At 60.3% G+C, this 19428-nt stretch carries 24 protein-coding genes, 1 pseudogene and 1 riboswitch; of the genes and pseudogenes, 5 read left to right on the top strand and 20 right to left on the bottom strand.

Annotation, left to right across the window (positions count from 1 at the left end):
• Positions 1 to 11: 11 nt before the first annotated feature.
• Genes arsH through NH234_RS17175 form a run of 3 tightly spaced genes read right to left on the bottom strand, consistent with a single transcriptional unit; the run spans position 12 to position 1540 of the window.
• Entirely contained in the window at positions 12 to 701 is a 690-nt protein-coding gene (gene arsH, locus NH234_RS17185) for an arsenical resistance protein ArsH (RefSeq protein WP_085731833.1), read from the bottom strand.
• A gap of 11 nt (positions 702 to 712) precedes the next feature.
• Entirely contained in the window at positions 713 to 1183 is a 471-nt protein-coding gene (locus NH234_RS17180) for an arsenate reductase ArsC (RefSeq protein WP_085731832.1), read from the bottom strand.
• A 9-nt stretch (positions 1184 to 1192) separates the two neighbouring features.
• The gene (locus tag NH234_RS17175; protein ID WP_085731831.1) at positions 1193 to 1540 is read right to left on the bottom strand and encodes a metalloregulator ArsR/SmtB family transcription factor; all 348 of its coding nucleotides are present in this window, start codon (positions 1538 to 1540) and stop codon (positions 1193 to 1195) included.
• 100 nt (positions 1541 to 1640) lie between these two features.
• Between NH234_RS17175 and NH234_RS17170 the strand changes: the two genes are divergently transcribed.
• Both NH234_RS17170 and NH234_RS17165 read left to right on the top strand, forming a co-directional pair.
• Positions 1641 to 2123, top strand: a complete 483-nt coding sequence (locus NH234_RS17170) for a hypothetical protein (RefSeq protein WP_367253507.1) — start codon at positions 1641 to 1643, stop codon at positions 2121 to 2123.
• A gap of 50 nt (positions 2124 to 2173) precedes the next feature.
• Positions 2174 to 2635 (top strand): hypothetical protein, encoded by a 462-nt coding sequence (locus NH234_RS17165; RefSeq protein ID WP_367253506.1) that lies wholly within the window; start codon positions 2174 to 2176, stop codon positions 2633 to 2635.
• A gap of 117 nt (positions 2636 to 2752) precedes the next feature.
• Here the strand turns inward: NH234_RS17165 and NH234_RS17160 are convergent, their stop codons facing one another.
• The 11 genes from NH234_RS17160 to NH234_RS17110 all read right to left on the bottom strand — a co-directional run bounded on the left by NH234_RS17160 (position 2753) and on the right by NH234_RS17110 (position 11853).
• Positions 2753 to 3373, bottom strand: a complete 621-nt coding sequence (locus NH234_RS17160; RefSeq protein ID WP_367253504.1) for a LysE family translocator — start codon at positions 3371 to 3373, stop codon at positions 2753 to 2755.
• A 43-nt stretch (positions 3374 to 3416) separates the two neighbouring features.
• Positions 3417 to 3884 carry a metallophosphoesterase family protein gene (locus tag NH234_RS17155; protein WP_085731828.1) on the bottom strand — a complete coding sequence of 156 codons (468 nt, stop codon included), beginning with the start codon at positions 3882 to 3884 and terminating at the stop codon, positions 3417 to 3419.
• Between the two features lie 13 nt (positions 3885 to 3897).
• The gene (locus NH234_RS17150) at positions 3898 to 4167 is read right to left on the bottom strand and encodes a barstar family protein (RefSeq protein ID WP_256576013.1); all 270 of its coding nucleotides are present in this window, start codon (positions 4165 to 4167) and stop codon (positions 3898 to 3900) included.
• Between the two features lie 36 nt (positions 4168 to 4203).
• Positions 4204 to 5127: a helix-turn-helix domain-containing GNAT family N-acetyltransferase gene (locus tag NH234_RS17145; protein ID WP_085731826.1), complete on the bottom strand. Its 924-nt coding sequence runs from the start codon at positions 5125 to 5127 to the stop codon at positions 4204 to 4206.
• Between the two features lie 79 nt (positions 5128 to 5206).
• The gene (locus NH234_RS17140; RefSeq protein ID WP_367257199.1) at positions 5207 to 5887 is read right to left on the bottom strand and encodes a phytanoyl-CoA dioxygenase family protein; all 681 of its coding nucleotides are present in this window, start codon (positions 5885 to 5887) and stop codon (positions 5207 to 5209) included.
• On the bottom strand, positions 5862 to 6185 hold the full coding sequence (locus NH234_RS17135; protein WP_367253502.1) for a gamma-glutamylcyclotransferase: 324 nt from the start codon (positions 6183 to 6185) through the stop codon (positions 5862 to 5864). Before NH234_RS17135 ends, NH234_RS17140 begins: the two co-directional genes overlap by 26 nt.
• Before the next feature lie 65 nt (positions 6186 to 6250).
• A complete protein-coding gene (locus tag NH234_RS17130; protein ID WP_367253500.1) occupies positions 6251 to 7288 on the bottom strand; it encodes an alpha/beta hydrolase family protein in 1038 nt (345 codons plus the stop codon).
• 119 nt (positions 7289 to 7407) lie between these two features.
• Positions 7408 to 8319 (bottom strand): ABC transporter substrate-binding protein, encoded by a 912-nt coding sequence (locus tag NH234_RS17125; RefSeq protein ID WP_367253498.1) that lies wholly within the window; start codon positions 8317 to 8319, stop codon positions 7408 to 7410.
• On the bottom strand, positions 8316 to 8675 hold the full coding sequence (locus NH234_RS17120) for a ferredoxin (RefSeq protein WP_367253497.1): 360 nt from the start codon (positions 8673 to 8675) through the stop codon (positions 8316 to 8318). The genes NH234_RS17125 and NH234_RS17120 overlap by 4 nt, the downstream gene beginning before the upstream one ends.
• Positions 8675 to 10612, bottom strand: coding sequence for a TonB-dependent receptor plug domain-containing protein (locus NH234_RS17115; protein ID WP_367253495.1), 1938 nt, complete (start codon positions 10610 to 10612; stop codon positions 8675 to 8677). The genes NH234_RS17120 and NH234_RS17115 overlap by 1 nt, the downstream gene beginning before the upstream one ends.
• Before the next feature lie 91 nt (positions 10613 to 10703).
• A riboswitch (cobalamin riboswitch) is annotated at positions 10704 to 10910 on the bottom strand.
• 34 nt (positions 10911 to 10944) lie between these two features.
• Positions 10945 to 11853 carry a LysR family transcriptional regulator gene (locus tag NH234_RS17110; protein ID WP_367253493.1) on the bottom strand — a complete coding sequence of 303 codons (909 nt, stop codon included), beginning with the start codon at positions 11851 to 11853 and terminating at the stop codon, positions 10945 to 10947.
• Positions 11854 to 12022: 169 nt separating this feature from the next.
• Here NH234_RS17110 and NH234_RS17105 point away from each other — a divergent pair, with 169 nt between their 5' ends.
• The gene (locus tag NH234_RS17105) at positions 12023 to 12460 is read left to right on the top strand and encodes a DoxX family protein (protein ID WP_114882599.1); all 438 of its coding nucleotides are present in this window, start codon (positions 12023 to 12025) and stop codon (positions 12458 to 12460) included.
• Positions 12461 to 12544: 84 nt separating this feature from the next.
• Positions 12545 to 12772 (top strand): annotated as a pseudogene (locus NH234_RS17100) (pirin family protein); the annotation flags it as partial.
• A 48-nt stretch (positions 12773 to 12820) separates the two neighbouring features.
• Here the strand turns inward: NH234_RS17100 and NH234_RS17095 are convergent.
• Positions 12821 to 12979 carry a hypothetical protein gene (locus NH234_RS17095; RefSeq protein WP_367257276.1) on the bottom strand — a complete coding sequence of 53 codons (159 nt, stop codon included), beginning with the start codon at positions 12977 to 12979 and terminating at the stop codon, positions 12821 to 12823.
• Between the two features lie 126 nt (positions 12980 to 13105).
• Between NH234_RS17095 and NH234_RS17090 the strand changes: the two genes are divergently transcribed.
• Positions 13106 to 13366 carry a DUF2790 domain-containing protein gene (locus tag NH234_RS17090; protein ID WP_367253491.1) on the top strand — a complete coding sequence of 87 codons (261 nt, stop codon included), beginning with the start codon at positions 13106 to 13108 and terminating at the stop codon, positions 13364 to 13366.
• Between the two features lie 45 nt (positions 13367 to 13411).
• On the opposite strand, the gene NH234_RS17085 is transcribed toward NH234_RS17090, so the two are convergent.
• The 5 genes from NH234_RS17085 to NH234_RS17065 form a co-directional block, all read right to left on the bottom strand.
• Positions 13412 to 14347 (bottom strand): LysR family transcriptional regulator, encoded by a 936-nt coding sequence (locus NH234_RS17085; protein WP_367253490.1) that lies wholly within the window; start codon positions 14345 to 14347, stop codon positions 13412 to 13414.
• Between the two features lie 70 nt (positions 14348 to 14417).
• Complete coding sequence (locus tag NH234_RS17080) at positions 14418 to 15368, bottom strand: aldo/keto reductase (protein WP_367253489.1); 951 nt, start codon at positions 15366 to 15368, stop codon at positions 14418 to 14420.
• 19 nt (positions 15369 to 15387) lie between these two features.
• Positions 15388 to 16806, bottom strand: a complete 1419-nt coding sequence (locus NH234_RS17075) for an efflux transporter outer membrane subunit (protein WP_367253488.1) — start codon at positions 16804 to 16806, stop codon at positions 15388 to 15390.
• Positions 16807 to 16825: 19 nt separating this feature from the next.
• Positions 16826 to 18292 carry a DHA2 family efflux MFS transporter permease subunit gene (locus NH234_RS17070; RefSeq protein ID WP_367253486.1) on the bottom strand — a complete coding sequence of 489 codons (1467 nt, stop codon included), beginning with the start codon at positions 18290 to 18292 and terminating at the stop codon, positions 16826 to 16828.
• Positions 18292 to 19416, bottom strand: coding sequence for an HlyD family secretion protein (locus NH234_RS17065; RefSeq protein WP_367253484.1), 1125 nt, complete (start codon positions 19414 to 19416; stop codon positions 18292 to 18294). Before NH234_RS17065 ends, NH234_RS17070 begins: the two co-directional genes overlap by 1 nt.
• Between the last annotated feature and the right edge of the window lie 12 nt (positions 19417 to 19428).

Raw genomic sequence — 19428 nt, 5'->3', positions numbered from 1 at the left:
TATTCGGGTTTTCAGATCGAGCGCTGATTGACTCGCTGCATCAGTTCCTCCGCCGACTCCTTGCGCTCCGAGTAGCGATCCACCAGGTCCGGGCGATCACGCAGCAACAGCGTGAATTTCACCAGTTCCTCCATCACGTCGACCACCCGGTCATACAGCGCCGAAGGCTTCATGCGATTGCCTTCGTCAAACTCCAGATACGCCTTGGGCACCGAAGACTGATTGGGGATGGTGAACATGCGCATCCAGCGGCCCAGCACCCGCAGTTGATTGACCACGTTGAACGATTGAGAACCACCACAGACTTGCATCACCGCCAGGGTCTTGCCCTGGGTCGGGCGCACTGCGCCAAGCGCCAGCGGCACCCAGTCGATCTGCGCCTTGAACACCGCCGACATCGCGCCGTGACGTTCGGGCGAACACCAGACCTGGCCTTCGGACCATTGCATCAGCTCAAGCAGCTCCTGGACTTTCGGATGATCGCCGGGCGCGTCGTCCGGCAGCGGCAAGCCCGAGGGGTTGAAGATTCGCGTCTCGGCGCCGAAGTGCTCCAGCAGGCGGGCGGCTTCTTCCACCAGCAAGCGGCTGAACGAGCGTGGGCGGGTCGAGCCGTACAACAACAGAATGCGCGGTTTGGGTATGCCGTCGTCGCGGGTGGTTTTCTGAATCAGTGATGGGTCGAGATTGGGCAAGTCGATCATGACGGCTCCGGTCACAGCAGGCTGATGCGGTCGAGCTCGCGCTTGAGGGCATCGCGGTCGAGTTCGGCGAAGGGCAGGGCGAGGAAGGCCCTGCAGCGGGTTTCGATCCGGGCAAGGGTCCCGTGGAAGGCTGCGCTGATGGCGGCTTCATCGCCGCGCACTTCCGACGGATCCTCCAGTCCCCAATGGGCCTTCAAGGCCGGGCCGAAGTAGACGGGGCAGGCTTCGCCGGCGGCCTTGTCGCACACGGTGATGACGATGTCCGGCGGGTTGTCCTCGAAGGCATCGTTGCCCTTGCTGCTCAAGCCGGCGATGGAAATGCCGGCCTCCTGCAACGTGGTCAGGCTGCGCGGCAACACCTGGCCTTTGGGGAAACTGCCGGCGCTGACCGCTTCGAAACCTGGCGGCGCCAAGTGATTGAACATCGCTTCGGACAGAATGCTGCGGCAACTGTTGGCGGTACACATGAATAGAACGCGCATGATCGGTCCTCAGCAGCAGGCGGATGTATTGAGTGGGCGGTCGCCCATCGCGGCGAGTCGCGCGCTGTTTTCTTCCAGCCACGCGGTGTTGGCGGCGAGAGTGGTCTGCAATATCTCGCTTACCCATTCCGGCAGCTGCGGGTTGAGCCGGTAATACACCCACTGGCCCTGACGGCGATCCAGCAACAAGCCACAAGTGCGCAGCTGCGCGAGATGACGGGAGATTTTCGGCTGGCTGTCGTCGAGTGCGCAGACCAGCTCGCAGACGCACAACTCGCCTTCACGGGTGATCAGCAACGTGGCCCGGGCGCGGGTTTCGTCGGCGAGGCATTTGAAAACGGAGGTAGGGTCGAGCATGGGAGTGCCCTTGCATATGCGGAAATTCGAATATACGGATTTCCATATGTATTAGGCAAGGTCTGAATTTTTCTGGGGTGAGTGATAGCATGTGGCCTTCATGGAGGTGAGGCTGACAAACAGCCTCCTCGGGCAGCGTGCAAGGACACAAGGCATGAAGAACAAACTGGCCATCGGCAAACGCAATGAGTTCGCCATCTGGGGTTATCTACTGGAAGCAGGCTTCGACGTTTTCCCATCCCTGGTCGACGATAAAGGCATTGACGGAATCGTCGGGCACAACGGCCGATACTTTGAAGTGCAAGTCAAAAGCGGGGTGAACTGGAACAACCAGCGCGGACTCAGTCGCGCAGCGGTCAGCATGAACCCCGAGCGGATCTTCCTGATCTACAACACCACCGTCGATGAAGTTCGCTACTTCACGGGCCAGCAAATTCTGGCCGAATCCGAGTGGGCGCAATCCATTGATTGGCGCCTGTCTCAGATAAAACTGCCCAAACGCATGCTGGATAAATATCAGCAGCACGATTGGGCGGGTTTCATTGCTTATTTGCGCGGCGAAATCAGCAACGCTTTGGCTTGATTGCCTTTCAGCGTCTCCGTTTTTTATATTCAATCAATGCAGATTTACCCATGATCAAGATTGCGATACCGACGCTCATCCTGCTGCTGTGCCTGCAGGGGTGTGCAGAAATGCCTGCGTATTCGAACGTTAAGTCTGGTGAGCCGAGTGACGAATCCCGTTACACCGTCATCGAAACCGATACCTATGCAGGAAGGCCCCAGCGCTCCTGGGGGGACGGCGAGCCAAACCTGAACATCATTAGAATCAACGACAAGAAAGTGGGGAACATTCCGTTTTCCACTTACTACTACAAGAATGATTCCCCCCAGCGTGCAGTGCTGATCCCGGGTAAGTACACGATTCAACTGGAATACAATCTGCCGTTGCACTTCTTGTTTGCCGATCTGGAGTTTGAAGGCAAGCCCGGTCAAAAGATCATCGCTCGTACGCGATATGTCGGCCTCAACCGATTGGAAGTATGGTTGGAAGACGCAGCTACCGGTGAAGTCGTTGGTAAGCGTGTGCACTGACAAGGTTAAAGCAATGGCTGTGAAGTAACGTGCTTTCAGCGATTGAACGAAGAGGGGGATTTTGAATACTTATTCAAAATCCCCCTCTTGTTTTTTGACTCCGTAATTTCGGGCGACTCAGCGCTTGCTGAAGGCCAGTCGCGCCGCAAACAACACGAAAATCATCCCGGTGGTGCGATCCATCCAGCGAATCACCTTCTCGCGGCGCAGAAATCCCGACAGCGGTTGCGTCGCGCCGATCAACACCAGCGACCAGATCAGCCCGAGCACCACATGAATGCTCACCAGTGCGAACGTCCACGGCACCAGTGGCTGCCCTTGCGGAATGAACTGGGGCAGGAACGACACGTAGAAAATCCCCACCTTGGGATTGAGCACATTGCCCAGCATGCCCTTCAAGAACCAGTTGCCCCCCGGCTTGCCATTGGCTTCGGCGGGCGCCAGCGAGCGGCGAGGGCGCAGCAGCATGTTCAACCCGAGCCATGCCAGATACGCCGCGCCGCAATACTTCAACAGGTTGTAGGCCAGCTCCGACACCGCAATCAACGCCCCGAGCCCGAACGCCACCGCCGCGCCCCACAACAGACAACCGGCGTTGATACCCAACGCCGCGCGCAAGGCCTGTTGCTTGCCTTCGACGGTCGCGGTGCGCAGGACCAGCGCGGTGTCGAGGCCGGGTGTCAGGGTCAACAGCGTGGCAGCGAAGGTGAAAGCGAGGAGGTTGTCGGCGATGGACATGGCGCGTGGGTTCCCTGTTCTGGATGGGGGAACGGTAGCGGTTTCAGGCTGGGGGATCCAGCAGGGAGATGAGGCGGGGTTCGATGGCGTCAGGTTGTATCTCAAGGATCGCCAGCGTGACCGGCAGTTTGAAACGACGGGGGCCGGCGCTGCCCGGGTTGACGTAGAGACGCTCACCACGCCATTCAATAAGCGGTTTGTGGGAGTGGCCGGTGATGATGAGTTTTACGCCGGGGTCCAGGTCAGTGGGGACGTCGACGATGTCGTGGACGAGGAGGGTTGACCAGCCGTTGAGGTTTACGCTCAAGAGGTCGGGAAGGTCTTGGGCCCACAGGCTGTTCAGATCGTTGTTGCCGCGCACTGCATGGACGGGGGCGATTTCCGTCAGTTGCGCGAGGATGTCCGCGCAACCTATGTCGCCGGCATGGATGATCTGATCGCAGCCTTGCAGCGCGGCGAGGGCTTCGGGGCGAAGGAGGTTGTGGGTGTCGGAGATGAGGCCGATTTTCATACGGAGGTTCCGTTCAGCTAAATTCCAAATCGGGGGCAAGTTCTGGAAACTCGATTTTCAAATTCGCGAGGCATTCCTGCAGTAGCTTCGCATCCCTTGGTAGTCGGGTGGAAAAAGACTCCCACCCTGAAAATCTCAGGTAAGCGGGCATTTGAACGAGGCCCGTGATCGCGTCCCAGAAAGCATCCCAGTTACAGCCATACCAGACGGGGAAACCGAGGGCATCTCTGAGGATTGAATGAAGCTCTTCAGCGCTCGATACTTCCGCCAGATCAATATTCATCTGCAGCATTTTTCCTTTGCTTGGGGCTAAAAGACCTCACAACCCAATCGCCCACGTCTGACTCACCAGCTCCTTCCCGAAGCTGAATATCGGCTCTTCCTCCACCAACTCAAACCCCGCCCGCTGATACAACTTGCGCGCGTCCACCAGATTGCTGGTCGTCCACAGAATCATCTTTTTGTACCCGACATCCCGGGCAAACCTCAGGCATTCCTCGACCAGCCGATTGCCGATCCCCAACCCCCGTGCGCTGGCATCCACAAACAGCATGCGCAGTTTTGCCGTGGTTGCGTCGTGCCGGATGACAAATACTGATCCGACAACCTTGCCGTCCTTTTCCGCAATCCAGCAGCGTTCGCTGGCAGGGTCGAACTCGCGCAGGTACTTGGCGACGATCTCGGCGACCAGCGCTTCGAACTCCCAGTTCCAGCCGTATTCGCGGGTGTAGATCACCGTTTGCTGCTGCACCACCAGCCCCATGTCGCCCGGCTGAGGATCGCGCAACAGGTAGGCGGGTTGCTTGCCGCCCTCGAGCAGGGTCTGGATCTGCTTCATGGACTCGATCAATTGCAGTTGCTGCGGCTCGGCCATGCGTTCGAGCAGGGTGATGACTTCCTGCCGCGAGGCCTGTTCCAGCGGGGCGAGGATTTCGCGGCCGAGGTCGGTGATGTGCAGCTGGCTGGCGCGGGCGTCGGTGGCTGAGGGGACTTTCTGGATCAGGCCTTTTTTGTCGAAGCCGCTGATGATCCGGCTCATGTAACCGGCGTCCAGGCTCAGCATCTGGCGCAGATCGGCGCTGGTCAGATCGCCGCCGGAGGCCAGTTCGTAGAGGATGCGCAGCTCGGTCAACGAGTAGTCGCTTTGCAGCAGGTGCTCCTGCAGAACGCCGATCTGATGGGTGTAGAAGCGGTTGAATTGCCGGACGATGTCGGCGCGTTCGATCAGTGGGTTCGCGGACATGACATGTGCTCTAATGGTTGCCTTGAGCAACTATATAGTTGCCCAAGGCAATCAAGTCAAATGAATTGCTCAGATTCTTTCAGGGCAAACACGCCGGATCGAACCTTTCGCTGGTGTCCATTCGAATGTTTCTGAGACCCACCGTTTCCAGGTGTGATGCATAGAGCGTTTCCGAAAAATAAGTGATCAGCAGGGTGCGACGACGGGCGCCTGCGGGGTTCAGGCTGCCGGCGTGAATGAGATCGGCATCGAATATCAGGATATCGCCGGCGTTGCCCGTCAGTTGCACGGATCGGGATTCATCAGAGAAGTCGAACGGGGGCTCGCCGAGTGCAGGGCGATGGCTGCCGGGGACGATGCGGGTTGCGCCGTTCTCCGGGCCATAATCGTCGAGGTAGACCAGCGCGATGACGGTGTCGCCGGGGCGTTGTGCCGACAGGTCCCGGTGCAGTTGCTGGTGGCCGCCATTGGCGAGCGGTTCGCGGCCTTCAACCTGGGAGATGAAGAAGTGCTCGCCGATCAACTCGCCCACCACTGCCAGCAATTGTGGCAACCGGCAAACAGCCTGGACGGTCGGATCAGTGTCCAGCAGCGAATGGCGCCAGTCGATACCACGGGGCACGGGCCATTCGCTTGAGGGCTTTACGCCGGTGTCGAACGTATGCCGAAGTTCGGTCAGCCATGCAGCCGGGATTGCCTGGTGGAGCAGGGCGTAGCCGTTTTGGTGAAGTTGCCTAGCGCAGGGAGTAGACCCAGGCATCCGTTGTCGTCCCGTCATCCAGAGTCACCTTGGTCAAAACCCGCTGATACTCGGCCCCTTCAAACTCATCGAGCGCCGCCCAGTGCTGCTGGAAGTTTTCGGAGGAGAATACAAAGCCTTCAATGACATCACCATCTTCCGCAATCACCAGACCGGGAAAGCCCATCGCCGCACCCCAGCCGGCGTGCGACAGACGCCCCTTCAACGAAGCGGCCTGCCAGGTGCCGCCGATGTTCAGCATCACATGTTCATTCGGTCTGCCGGGGCCCAGGGTTCCATAAATGAAGAGACGTTCCACGATTGCTCCTGACGATCAAAAAGGAGGGATCCTGATGTATCACGAAACCACAGGCAACACCGTCATCAGTTCGGGAGTGACCGGTTCAGAAACCCGTCGATCAATGCCACAACCTGCTGCTGGATCATCTCACGCGAACGACCGCCGCCATCCCCGCAAATGATGCCGTCACCCGGCGAGTCTTCTTCAAGCAACGCCACTGCGCCGGCCTTGCACGATGCCATGAAGCTGAAATGGCTGGCGTCGCTGATCTCGACATACTGCGACGATGCCGGAGGCAGCCGCTTGGCGAGATCGGCCGACTCCAGTTGGGCTGGCAGGTCCTCGGACGGCACGCCAGCGCCAATCACCAGCGTCGGAACCGGCAGTTCAGCGAGGCTTGCATCGGTCATCCCGCGTGACAGGCCCAGGTCCAGTGAAACGATCGCGCCGACGCGTTTGTCGCTCAAGTCCGCGCTCATCCGGCCTTTTGATTCTGGCGTATTGGCGACGTTGATCGTCTTGTAGACCGAGCAACTGGCCAGCTTTTGATGGGCTGCGCAGTCCTTCGCAAAGCGCTCGGGGTCGAAACGTGAGCCGGCGAGTTCGAGGGCAGTCCAGCCGCCAAGCGAATGGCCGGCTACCGCAATTCGACGCATCGAAACGGCACCCAGTTGCTCGGGCCGAGTGGTCACTGCATCAATGACGCGGCTGATGTCGGCAGGTCGTTGCCACAACTGGGCAGCCGCTTGAGGACTGCGGTCATGTGTCGTGGTGCCGGGATGGTTGACCGCCGCCACGATGTAACCCTGACGGGCCAAGGCTGTGGCCAGCCACGCCTGGTTGCTCCAGTTCCCTCGGTAACCGTGTGAAAGCACCAGTAACGGATGCTCTCCGGCAGTCGGTGGTGCATCGCGCACGGCGGACGTCCCGACAAACACAATATCGTCTGCAATCAACTGCGGGGTGGCGGTGGTCCTGGCGGGATACCAGACGACCATCTCCAGCGGACGGTCGTTGTGTGCATCCGGCAGTGTGGAGGTCCGGAAACCGATGGGGTTTTCGTCAGCGTTTGCGCTGGTCGAAAGGCAGATCAGAAGCAAGAGGCCGAAAGCTTTTTTCATTGTTTTTCTCTTCCTTGATCAAAGTGAGCAAACGGGACGTTTGCCCAGCCGTTCTACCAGTCTTACGGGATAACCGTCTCGTCATTTATTGCCGTTCCGGATAAATCTCGTGTTGATGTTCAAGGCAAGGCCCTGAGCCGCTCTGCCAACTCCAGCGCCACCCGACCGCTGCTGACGGTCGGCAACAGATGCGTAAACGGAATATCGATCATCCGCCCCTCACGCACGGCCCGCAGGGTCGACAGCACTGGATCCTGCATCAGCAACTGACGTTTGCGGCTGGCCGGTGACCATTGGGCATCGGCCAGCAGGATCACGTCGGGGTCCGTGGCAAGCAGGGTTTCGCGGCTGACGGTCACCCGGTATTGGTTGATGTCGGCGAACAGGTTTCGTGCCCCGGCGGCGGCCAGCAGATTGGTAACAAAACCACGCCGGCCTTCGCTGTCGAGTCCGTTGACCTCGCTGTCTAGGTAGAACACTGACAGCGGCCTGTCCAGGTGGGTTAAAGCCTTGGCCTTTTCCAGATCGGCATCCATTGCATCGCTCAGTTCCCGAGCGCGCTGCTGCTTGTGCAGCAAGGCACCGAGGGTCGAGAGGTCGTTGTGGATGAGTTCGAAGTAATCCAGCGAGTGTCCGTTGCAGGCCGACTCCAGCAAATACGAAGCCACGCCGTTGCGCTCCAGTCCGCTGCGTGACGTGACGCCGTTGCCAAACGCCGTGGCGAAGCCGCCGACCACGAGATCCGGTTTCTGCGCGTACAGCACTTCGCTCGATGGATAGCGGGGCGAAATCACCGGCACGCCGAAGTACTCGGATTGCGGCGTACCGGTGTCATCCAGATAGGCGACGCCGGCCAGCGCCGGGCCGGCGCCCAACGCCAACACAAGATCGGCCGCATGCTGGTTGAGCGCAACAATCCGCGACGGTGGCGACACCGGCAGGTGCCAGGTCTCGCCACAATTGCGATAATCATCTGCCAGAACCGGCGAAGTGCAGAGCAGGGCACCCGCCAGAAAACACAGCCTTCTCATGAGCGCTCCTTGATCAACAGATCCTCGACCACCTCGCCGCCCACCAGGTGCACTTCGACCAGCCGTTGCGCATCCGCGTGGCTGCGCACGCCATACCAGCAGGTCTCCGGATACACCGTCATGACCGGCCCCAGGTTGCACGGGAATTGACAGTGCGTGCGGGTCAGCAAAACGCCGCCGGGGGTCTCGATGCGGTCATGGGCCAGCAAGTGCCGACGCAGGGTTTTCCATAGCTGCAAGGCGCCGCGCTGGGTGCAGCGCGGGCCGGTGCAGAGGAATACGTGGCGGGCATGGGCGGGAACATGCGACCAGTCCGGGTGCGTGTCGACGCCGTCGATGGTTTTGATTTCAGCCATCAGAAACGGTACGTGTAGCGCACTTCGGAGGTGAACGGCCGTCCGAGGTTGTCGACGTTGCTCGAACGGCTGGTGACGTAGTCGCGGTCGAACAGGTTTTCCACCAGCAGGCTCAGGCGATGCTGATGGGCACCGTCGAGATAGCGATAAGCGTCGGCATCCACCACGGAGTAATGGCCGTACTCGACCTGCTTCGAGCTGATCACATCGCGGATATAGCGGATCGCACTGCCGGCGCCCCACATCCGGTCAACCGACTCGTAACCGATGCGGGAACGAGCGAAGAAGCTCGGAACATCGTTGAGTGTGACGCCGGCACGCGACTCGGTGAGGTTGCGGGTCATGTCCGCTTGCAGGCTCCATTGCGCGTTGAGCGCCAGTTTTGCGTCCGCCTCGAAACCACGCATCTGTATCCGCCCCTGGCCATTGACCCACTGAATGTCGTCGAGAGTAATCAGGTCATCGATCTTGCGTTTGAACAGGGTGACGCTGGCGCTGAACTCGCGATCGAGCAGCAAGCCTTTGTAGTCGAGGCCGAGTTCGGCGTTGCGACTTTTCTCTGGTTTCAGGTTGCGGTTGCCCAACTCGTCGCCCGGTTCGTTGACGAACAGTTGCTCGGCGTTCGGCAGTTTGTAGGCGGTGCCGTACTGGCCGCGCAGTGCCCAGTGTTCATTGAGGTCATACAACGAAGTGAGCATGCCGATCGTTGCGCTGTCGCCGCCGCTCATGGCTTCGTGACGAATACCGATGCTCGGATGCCAGTCGGGCAGGGCGTCGATCTGCGGGCGCATTTGAGTATAGAGCGCGTGGGCTTCAGCCTTGTCATTGTCGATGATCAGCACATCGTCCTGGCCCTTGAACCATTGGTTGTCCGTGCCGAACACCAGCACATGGCCGCCGGGCAATTCGGCCTTGCCTTCGGCCTGCACACCCCAGTCGGTGAAGCCCCAATAGTCGTTGTGGTTGATGGTTTTTACACCGCCATCGGACGTGTTGTTGATGCGCGTGTAGCGGGTATCCCAGTCGTTGATATGGCCTTTGACGAAGTAGCTCAGGCGTTCGTTGACGTTCTGTTCAAAGGTCGCCGTGGCGATCTGCTGGATACGGTCGTTGGTGGTCTTGTGGTTGTCCACCGGGCGGGCGAAGTCGAGGTTGGCGTCAGCGTACTGGTAGAACAGTTCCAGGCGCGCGTCATCGCCAAAGGACTGAATCGCCTTGCCGCCGAAGGTGGTGACTTCGTAGGCGCGCTTCTTTTCGCTGTCGTTCTTGATGTCGCGATTGCGAAACGGCTGATAGCCGTCCGAGACGTTATGGCTGACGTAGGCCAGCAAGCCCAGGTCGCCGAAACCGTTGGTGAAGATGTTCTCGACCCGCGCATCCTCGGTGGTGCCGCCGAATGTATCCACGCCCATGTTCACTTCGCCGGAGGCTTTGCGACTTTGCGGGCTACGAGTGACGATGTTGATCACGCCGGACACGGCCTGGGTGCCGAACAACAGACTTTGCCCACCCTTGAGCACTTCGATGCGTTCGATGGCGTTGGCCGGCAGGGTGTCCAGATACAGGCCGCCGTACAGGCGATTGTTCAGGCGCACGCCGTCGAGCAGGATCAGCGTGTCATCGTTGCGCCCACCCAGCAGCGAATAGGTGCCGTAGTCGAACGGGCCGTTTTTCGGCGCGACGTACAGGCCGGGAATGAACATCTGCATGACGCGGGTGACATCGGCGCTGGGGCCGGCGCGTTCGATCTGCTCACGGGTGACGACCTCGACCTTGCTGCCGAACTGCGCCATGTCCGCCACCGTGGTGGACTCCACCGACGGCGCGGAAACGATTTGCTGGGTGAGTTCGAGCGGTGCATCATCCGCCAGCAGCAGGGGGCTGAACAGGCAGCCGAACAACAGGGATGGAGCCGGAGTGTTGAAAGGTCGAATCATTGTCTTCTCGAAAGGATCTTCGCAGAAGAGCATGCAGGAGAAGGCATCGCGCACACGCCGACACCGGCCCATGCCCGCCCACCGCAGGAGTTTGCCAAACAGAATTTCAGGCCGGTCTCCGGGCTCGCGCGTATGGACGCTTTCACCTTCCCATGGCCGTCTGGCCACAGTGGTGTATCGAAAGCATCACGCGCCTACCGTTGCGGGGGCAGCACCGGACTTGTTCGAAAAGAACGTACCGGTTTCCCGTTTCACCCCATGCACGGCGGCATGGGACACCTGAAACAGGGCGGCATCTGAACATCCGGATGGGCGCTCGTCAACTTGCCGGATCAAGCCTCGCGCGTATTCTGCTGAACGAAACGCTCGATCAACCACCGCGCCGCCGGCCCCGGTGGCACATCGGTGCGGTAGATCGCGTCGAAGGTGTATTGCCCGCTGGTGTATTCCGGCAGATCCAGTTGCACCAGTCGGCCGGTATCCAGATCTTCCTGGATCATCGGCCGGGGCATGTTGCCCCAGCCGATGCCCTCGCGCAGCAGCATGTGCTTGGCACCCAGGTCCGCCAGGCGCCAGGTGCGGTTGCTCAGCACAGCGAATTCCTTGTCTTTGGTCAGTTGCGAGCGATCCGACAGCACCAGTTGCGTGTGCTCGCGCCCGGCACCCGGAACATTGCCTTCAGCGGTCGCCAACGGGTGATTCGGCGCCGCCACCGGAATCAGCTCGACGCTGCCGATGCCGATTTTTTCGATGCCGTTGATGCCGTCATTCATCGGGCCGCTGACGCCAACCACCGCGCCGCGATTGATTACCAACTCAGTCACGGCGCCGAGCGCTTCAATGTGCAGATGCAGGGCAACAGTGGGGAATTCCTCGCGAAAGGATTTCAGCGCATCCACCACGCGCTCGGCGGGCAACATTACGTCGAGTACGACATGCACTTCGGCTTCCAGCCCCTGCAGCAGGCCTTTGACCTTGGCGCGCAAGCCATGCACGCCGTTGGCGATGGTCCGGGCTTCGGCCAGCACAGTGCGGCCGGCGTCGGTGAGTTGCGGTTTGCGGGTGGTTTCACGATCGAAGAGGGTGACGCCCAGTTGCATTTCGAGATTGGCAATCGAGTAGCTGATGACCGAGGTCGCCCGGTGGAGCTTGCGCGCCGCGGCGGCAAAACTGCCGACTTCGACGACGGTAAGAAAGACCCGCAGTTGATCGAGTGTCGGTGTGCCTGGGTCGGAGATCATGTCGGTGTCCTTGAGTCGCCATGGAGGCCTATATTGGGTGAACAGCTTGCCTATTTTATCGAACGTAACGATCTAAATTAGTCGTCTATTCAGATGAGCTGTCGAGGCGCAACATTTCTTCATCCGGACGGTTCAAGTCGAACCGGACCCCATTGAAGGAAATACTCCCATGGCTACTTCTGCAAACATCGCTCAAGCAACTGCTGTACAGAACGCTTCCGACACCAAACAAGCCTCGGCTGCCTTGATCGGCCGTGTCTTGCTCAGCGTGATTTTCATCCTCTCCGGTTTTTCCAAACTCGCCGCGCCGGCCATGATGATCGGCTACATCGGCTCGGTCGGGCTGCCGCTGCCGCAAGTGGCGCTGGCTTTGGCAATCATCGTCGAAATCGGTGGTGGCCTGGCGCTGATCGCCGGCTACCGCACTCGCACCGTCGCCGCTGTGCTGGCCGCGTTCAGCGTGGTCACCGCACTGGCCTTCCACAATGCGCTGGCTGACCAGAACCAGTTCATCCACTTCTTCAAGAACATCGCCATGGCCGGCGGCCTGTTGCAAGTCGTGGCCTTCGGTGCCGGTCGCTTCAGCCTCGACGCCCGTCGCCGCTGAAAGCCGGGCGCCGCGAGGGACAGGTTCCCTCGCGGCGCTTTGCCGTTTGTTGGCCGCCCTCTGTAACAGCATCGAGTAATCATCGTGACCGTTCAGCAACACCTCCCCGGCTACACTCGCGAACCCGTCACTCACCGCGCCCTTCGCTACCGCACCAGCGGCAGCGGGCACGGCTCGATCGTGCGACGGATGAGCTCTTCGGATCTGGGCCAGTTGATCAAACCCTTCGTGTTCCTCGACCTCTTTGAAGGCGAAGCCTCGTTCATTCACAACATGCCGATGCACCCGGCGGGCGGTTGCGCGAGTATCTCAAGCAGGCGGATGGGGCGCTGCCGGTGTTCAAGTAAGCCCGGTCCCTGTTCAGGCCAGAAAACCCGCGAAGCCATCCCACAGCAGTTTCAGCGCCGTGACCACCAGCAAGCCGTAGCTGGCACGGTACATTCGGCGCTGATCCAGACTTGGATGCAGCCGCCAACCCAGCCAGACCCCGCTGGGTGCGGCGAGCAGGCTGACGAGCAATCACGTATTCATACAAATTCCAGCAACAGTGTTTGTCCAACCTGCCGATTTTTCAGCACCGCCTCAACCCTTAGCATTGTCTCCAACCCGTGAACGAACACGGTCCTCAACGAGACGGTGAACATCATGAACTTCAAGAAAATCGCACTGGTTTTAATGCTTGGCAGCTTTGGCGCGCACGCCTATGCGGACACTGCCGAGGCCAATAACACCCCGGTCGAGACCTACAGTTATGCGACCAAATTGGACATCGCGCACGTCATCTCGATCTCCGAACCTGCCAATGAATGTGCACCGTCGCCGGTTCAGATGACCTACGAAGATTCCTACGGTGAACAACACGTTCTGCAGTATCAAGTGATGGGCAGTGGTTGTTCCAACGGTTGAGCCCGGTGCAGACGATGGAGGGTCGACACTCCATATCTGCCGTACTCACGCCTGTTTTGCTCCAACGACTTCTTCATCCGATGCCAGCAGTTCCGGGATCGACTGCTTCAAAAACTCAACCCACGTCTTGATCTTCGCATCGACGAACTTGCGCGACGGATAGATCGCGAACAGGTTCAACTCCTCCAGCCGGTATTCCGGCAACACCCGCACCAGAGTTCCCGCCCTCAAGCCATCCACGGCTGATGCAATCGGTTGAATGCCTATCCCCATGCCTTTTTTGATCGCGATGGTCATGCCATCGGCGGTGTTGATATGAAACGGCGACAGGGGAATGGTGATGGTTTCCATGCCTTGGGGGCCTTCGAAGGTCCAGTTCTCCACCGGCATCACCGTGTTGACGATCCGCAGGCACTCGTGTTCGCAGAGTTCGCCGGGCGACTTGGGCAGACCGCGTTTTGCCACGTATCCAGGTGAGGCGCAGAGGATGCTGTAGGTGATGCCCAGGCGTTGGGCGACGAAGCCGGAATCGGGCAGGTCGCGGGCCAGCACGATGGACATGTCGAAGCCTTCTTCGAGCAGGTCCGGCACGCGGTTGGTCAGGCTCAGGTCGAACATCACTGTCGGATGAATCTCGCGATAGCGGGCAATCGCGTCGATCACATAGTGGTTGCCGATGGCCGACATGGTGTGAATCTTCAAGCGGCCGACGGGCAGGGTCTGGGCGGTACCGGCTTCTTCGTCTGCTTCGCGCAGGTCATCGAGGATTTTTTCGCAGCGTTCCAGGTAGCGCACACCGGCCTCGGTCAGGGCCAGGCGGCGGGTGGTGCGGTTGATCAGGCGTGTGTGCAGGCGTGCTTCGAGGGCGGAAACGGCTTTGGAGACGTTGGTGGTGTTGGTGTCCAGCAATTCGGCAGCGGCGGTGAAGCTGCCGCTTTGGGCGACTGCGATGAAGAAGCGCATGGTCTGGAAAACGTCCATCGGTGTCTCTCGGCAATCGGGTGGGAAGAGTATAGGGGCGACCTCGCTGGAGGCCGCCCCTTTCTATGCGTCATTTCTTGCGGGGGATGAAACCGGGCACGCCAGTCTCGACCACCGAGTTGAAGCGAATCCGCGTCGTGATCTCTTCCTTGATTTCGTGCATTGCCCGATGCGGCAGGGTCGCGATGTCGAAGTTTTCCTGAATCCGACCCGGGTTCGCCGAGGTCGTCAAAAACGCCGCACCACGTTGCACCGCCCAGGCCAGTGCCACTTGCGCCGGGGTTTTCTGTACGTGCCGAGCAATCCCGGTAAGCACCGAATCCTCGAGCACATTCGGCTCCATGCCATGCCCCAGCGGTGCGAACGCAAGCAGGATAATGCCGTGCGACTTGCAGAATTCCAGCATCTCCCATTCGGGTAGGTACGGGTGGGATTCGATCTGTACCACTGCCGGTTTGATTCGCGCAACGGCGACGATTTCCTTCAGCGCGTCGAGGGTGATGTCCGAGAGTCCGATGGACTTGCAACGTCCTTCATCCACCAGACTTTCGAGGGCGCGCCAGGTGTCGATCAGGCGGGTTTCGCCATCGTAGATCACATGTCCAAAAGCATCCCGAGGGTCTTGATCGTCGCCAGGCAGAAAGGCGAATGGCGTGTGGATCAAGTAGCAGTCGATATAGTCGACTTGCAGCCGCTGGCAACTGGCTTCAAACGCCGGTTTTACGCGTTCGGGACGGTGGTTGGTGTTCCACAGTTTGGTGGTGACGAACACGTCTTCCCGGCGGATCTGGCCGGCGGCGAAGGTCTGTTGGAACGCCACGCCAATCTGCGCTTCGTTGCGATAACGCTCGGCGCAGTCGAAATGGCGAAAACCGGTTTCCAGCGCACATTTGACCGCTTCGGTGGTGGTGCTCAAATCACGAAACAGCGTGCCGAATCCCACCGCCGGCATCGAGCCGGCGCCGTTGTTCAGCGGCAATCGGGTGTCGCGAAGTTCATCGTGAAAGGCTTCGTAAGTCATGTCGTTCTCCGGCTTGGCGTTAAAGAGATTTTGAGGTTTCGCGCATAGCGACTTTCTGATCGAAGACACCCACCGAGTTGCCGCCCAGCGCCACGAACAGGCGCACCGAGTCGAGATAACGCGCGGTCTTCACCTGAATCTGCCCGAGCAGCGCTTGTTGGTAGGCGCGCTCGGCCTCGAGCACTTGCAGCAGGCTGTTTTCGCCTTGGGCGTAAGCCTGTTGGTTCAAGCGCAGGCTGGTGTCGGCGGCGTGCAAGGCGTCGTCCTGGGCGAGGTTTTGTTCGGCGCCGTGATTGAGCGCCTGCAAGGTGTCCGCGACCTGGCCGAAGGACTGAATCACCGTCTGTCGATAGCGAGCGAGTGACGCGTTGTAGCCCTCGACCGCGCCTTCGCGTTCAGCCTTGAGCGTGCCGCCATTGAAGATTGGCGCAGTCAGCCCGGCGGCGAATCCCCAAAGTGCAGCACCGCCATTGCCCGACGCGGCTTGCGCCAAAGAGGCGGACAACTCGATGCGGGGATAGAGGTTGGCGGTCGCCACACCCACCGCCGCGCTGGCGATGTGCAGTTCGGATTCGGCTTGCAGGATGTCCGGCCGGGTGCGGGCCATTTCCGACGGCAGGCTGACCGGGATGTTCGACGGCAAGGCGAATTCATCGAGGGTAAAGTCCGGCGCAATCCAGTCCGCCGGGCCTTTGCCGGCCAGAATCGACAACGCGTGTCGCGCCGCATCGCGCTGCTGGGCGAGGGGCGGCAGCAGCGTGCGATCCTGAGCGAGGCGAGTTTCGGCCAGCGACACATCGATCCGCGTGGTCGTGCCGCTTGCCTGCGCCCTGCGCACCAGGTCGAGGTTTTTCGTGTCATTGACCAACAACGTTTGCACGGCCTGAATCTGCGCATTGGCAGAAGCGAGCAACAACGCCTGACTGGCGACGTCGCCGGTCAAGGTCAGGTAGGCGGCCTCGTAGCGATGCTTTTGCAGATCGGTCAGCGCCTGCTGCTCTTCGACCCGACGCTTGTTGCCGCCGAATGCGTCCAGATCGAAAGCGACTCGTGGGCCGATGGCATAGAAGTTCGAAGCGGTTGGTTCCGGCCCGTTGTGAGTGCGTTGACGACCAGCCGAGGCGCCGAAATCCACCTGCGGATACAGCGCACCTTCCGCCGCTGCAACCGAAGATGCCGCCTGGCGAATGGTCGCGTCGGCGGCCACCAGTTCGAGGTTACCGTCGATGGCGCGGCGCACAACCTGATCGAGTTTTGGCGAGCGGAACGCCGACCACCAGTCGCCGTTGACGCGTTTGCCCATGTCGAAATGCTGTTCGGCGGCTTGATCGTAATGCTGTGATTGACTCGCGTCAGGCCGTTGGAAATCAGGGCCGACGGTGCAGGCGGACAACATCACCATCATCGCCAGCGGGGTGAAGCGCATAGAAGCTTTCATGGTTCAGACTCCACGTTAATCAGTTGGCCGCAACGGGCTTGCGCAGGAACATCACCAGCGGGCTCACCACGAGCATCGCCAGCATCAGAATCTTGAATTGACCCATCACCGCGATGAACGCCGCTTGATGGGTGACCAGATGGTTGAACCCTTCAAGCGCCGGCAACGAGGTCGGCATCGAGCCACGATAGGGCGTCAGGTGGCTGGCCAACGCCGAGTGCATCGCCTGGGTGTTGTTGAAGAAAAAGATCTGCACCACGGCCACGCCGAGGGTGCTGCCGTAGACCCGCATCAGGTTGAAGAAACCGGTGGCTTCCGGGCGCAGTTTCGGGTCGAGGGTGCTGAACGCTGTTTTGCTGAGCGCCGGCATCAAGATGCCGAGGCCGACGCCCTGGATGAACCCGGTGACGGCCACGGGCGTCCAGTCCATCAGCGGTGAGTAACCGAGCATCAGCCAATTGGCGTAGACCACCAGCGCGATGCCAGTGGCGACGAACAGCCGGGAATCAATCCATGTTGGCGCACGCCCCATCAGCAGGAACGCGCCCACCAGTCCGATACCACGCGGGACGGTCAGAAGCCCCGTGGTGTCCGGCGGGTAGCCGAGTATTTCGTCGAGCATCGGCGAGGTCAGCGCCATGGTCGACAGCAACACGAAACCGAGGGCGAAAAACATCGCTGTCGACAACATGAAGTTGCGGTCGCCGAACAATCCTTTGCTGAGAAAATGCGCCTTGCGGGTGAGTGCATGGACGATGAACAAGTACGTGCCGAGGGCGCAGGCCAGTGCTTCGATCCATATTTCCGGCGAGTCGAACCAATCCAGCCGTTCGCCCCGATCAAGCAGCATCTGCAGGCCGATCATGCTGACGGTGAAGCTGCCGAAACCGAAGAAATCGAACGTCGGACGAGGGTTTGCTTTCTTCTCGGCCAGCAGCAACGTCACCACCATGAAGATGTACGCCGTCAGCGGCAGGCTGAGGTAGAACATCGGGCGCCAGTCGAAATACTCGCAGATCAGACCGCCAATGCTTGGGCCGCTGACGATGCCGAACAGCACCAGCGCCGTCCATTTCGGGCCGAACGCGGGGCGGCGCTCAGCGGGTAACGTTTCCAGCGCAATGGCCATGGACAACGGCGCGATCACACCGCTGGCCAGACCTTGCAGGATGCGGGCGCCGATGAATTCCAGCGGCGTGTCGGCCAGTGTGCCGAGCCACAAGCCGAGGGCGAATGCAGCAAGTGCAATCTGGTAAACCCGCTTCAAACCGAAGCGCCCGGCCAGCCATTGCGCGACCGGCAGGGTGATCGCGCTCGCTGCCAGATAGGACGTAAAAATCCATCCAGCCTGATCGTCACTCATCGACAGGCTGCCCTGAATCAGGCGCAGTGCGGCGTTCGGCAACGGCAGGTTGGCCGACTGCATGTAGGTGGCGAGCAGGGCGACAAACCTCAGCGCCCGGGCGTCTGCTGTTGAGGTGTTCATCACGAGTTACCGGCGGACAACAGCGACTTGAGCGGATGCCACCACGGCGTGCGGTGCCCTGTATCGACCTTGACCGTGGCGCTGGTGCCGGAAAACAGCGGCAGGGCAGGATCGGCCTCGTCCAGCTCCAGGCGAACCGGCACCCGCTGCACCACCTTCACCCAGTTGCCGGTGGCGTTTTCCGGCGGCAGCAGGGCGAAGTCGGCACCGGCGCCGGGGCTCATGCTGATGACGTGCGCCTTGAACTGACGATCCGGGTAGGTATCGAGGGTGATGGTCGCCGGCTGGCCGGGGCGCATGTGCGTCAGTTGCGTTTCGCGGAAGTTGGCTTCCACCCAGATTTCCCGATCGGAAATCAAAGCGAACGCCGGTGCGCCGTTGTTGACGTAGTTGCCGACCTGCAAATCATCGACCTTGGCAACGATGCCATCGTCTGGCGCGGTGACGGTCGCATAGGACAGATACAGCTGCGCTTCGTCGAGCTGGGCCTTGGCTTCGCGTACGGTCGGGTGGCTGTCGATGGCGATGTCCGGGTTGCCGTTCAACGCGACGACGGTGCTGGCGATCTGTTGCTCGATGGATGCGATGTGCTGGCGCGAAACTTTCAAGTCGGTTTCGGCGCGTTCGTAAACGGCCCGCGAAACGAACTCGGTGGCGACCAGGGTTTTCTTGCGGGCGAACTCTTTCTGGTCGAAATCCGCCGAAGCCTTGGCCGATTGCAATTCAGCCTGTTGCTGGCGATAGCTGGCCTTGAGGCCGTCGATGCGCAGGCGAGCACTGCCAAGCTGAGCTTCGGCGCGGTCGACGGCGATCTGCAACGGCTTGGGGTCGATGCGAAACAGCACCTGGCCTTTTTGCACCGGTTGGTTGTCGTCGACGGCGATCTCCACCACTTGCCCGGAAATGCGTGCGTTGATCGACGCTTTGGCGACGCGGGCATAGGCGTTATCGGTGGAAACGAAGGGCTCGTTGGCGACGTATTGGCCGTAGCCAATCGCGGCGAAGAGGGCGGGGATGCCGCCCATCAGCAGCGGTCGCAGCTTCTGCTTGAGCGGTTTTTTCGCTGGTGCGTCAGCCGGGTGGGCACTGATTTGTGCGGCGGCGAGATCGAATGGCTGAGTCATGATCGGTACTCC

The sequence above is a fragment of the Pseudomonas sp. stari2 genome (assembly GCF_040760005.1).
Classification (GTDB): domain Bacteria; phylum Pseudomonadota; class Gammaproteobacteria; order Pseudomonadales; family Pseudomonadaceae; genus Aquipseudomonas.
The sequence above is the reverse complement of the archived record's forward strand: the minus strand, read 5'-3'. Positions and strand labels throughout refer to the sequence as shown.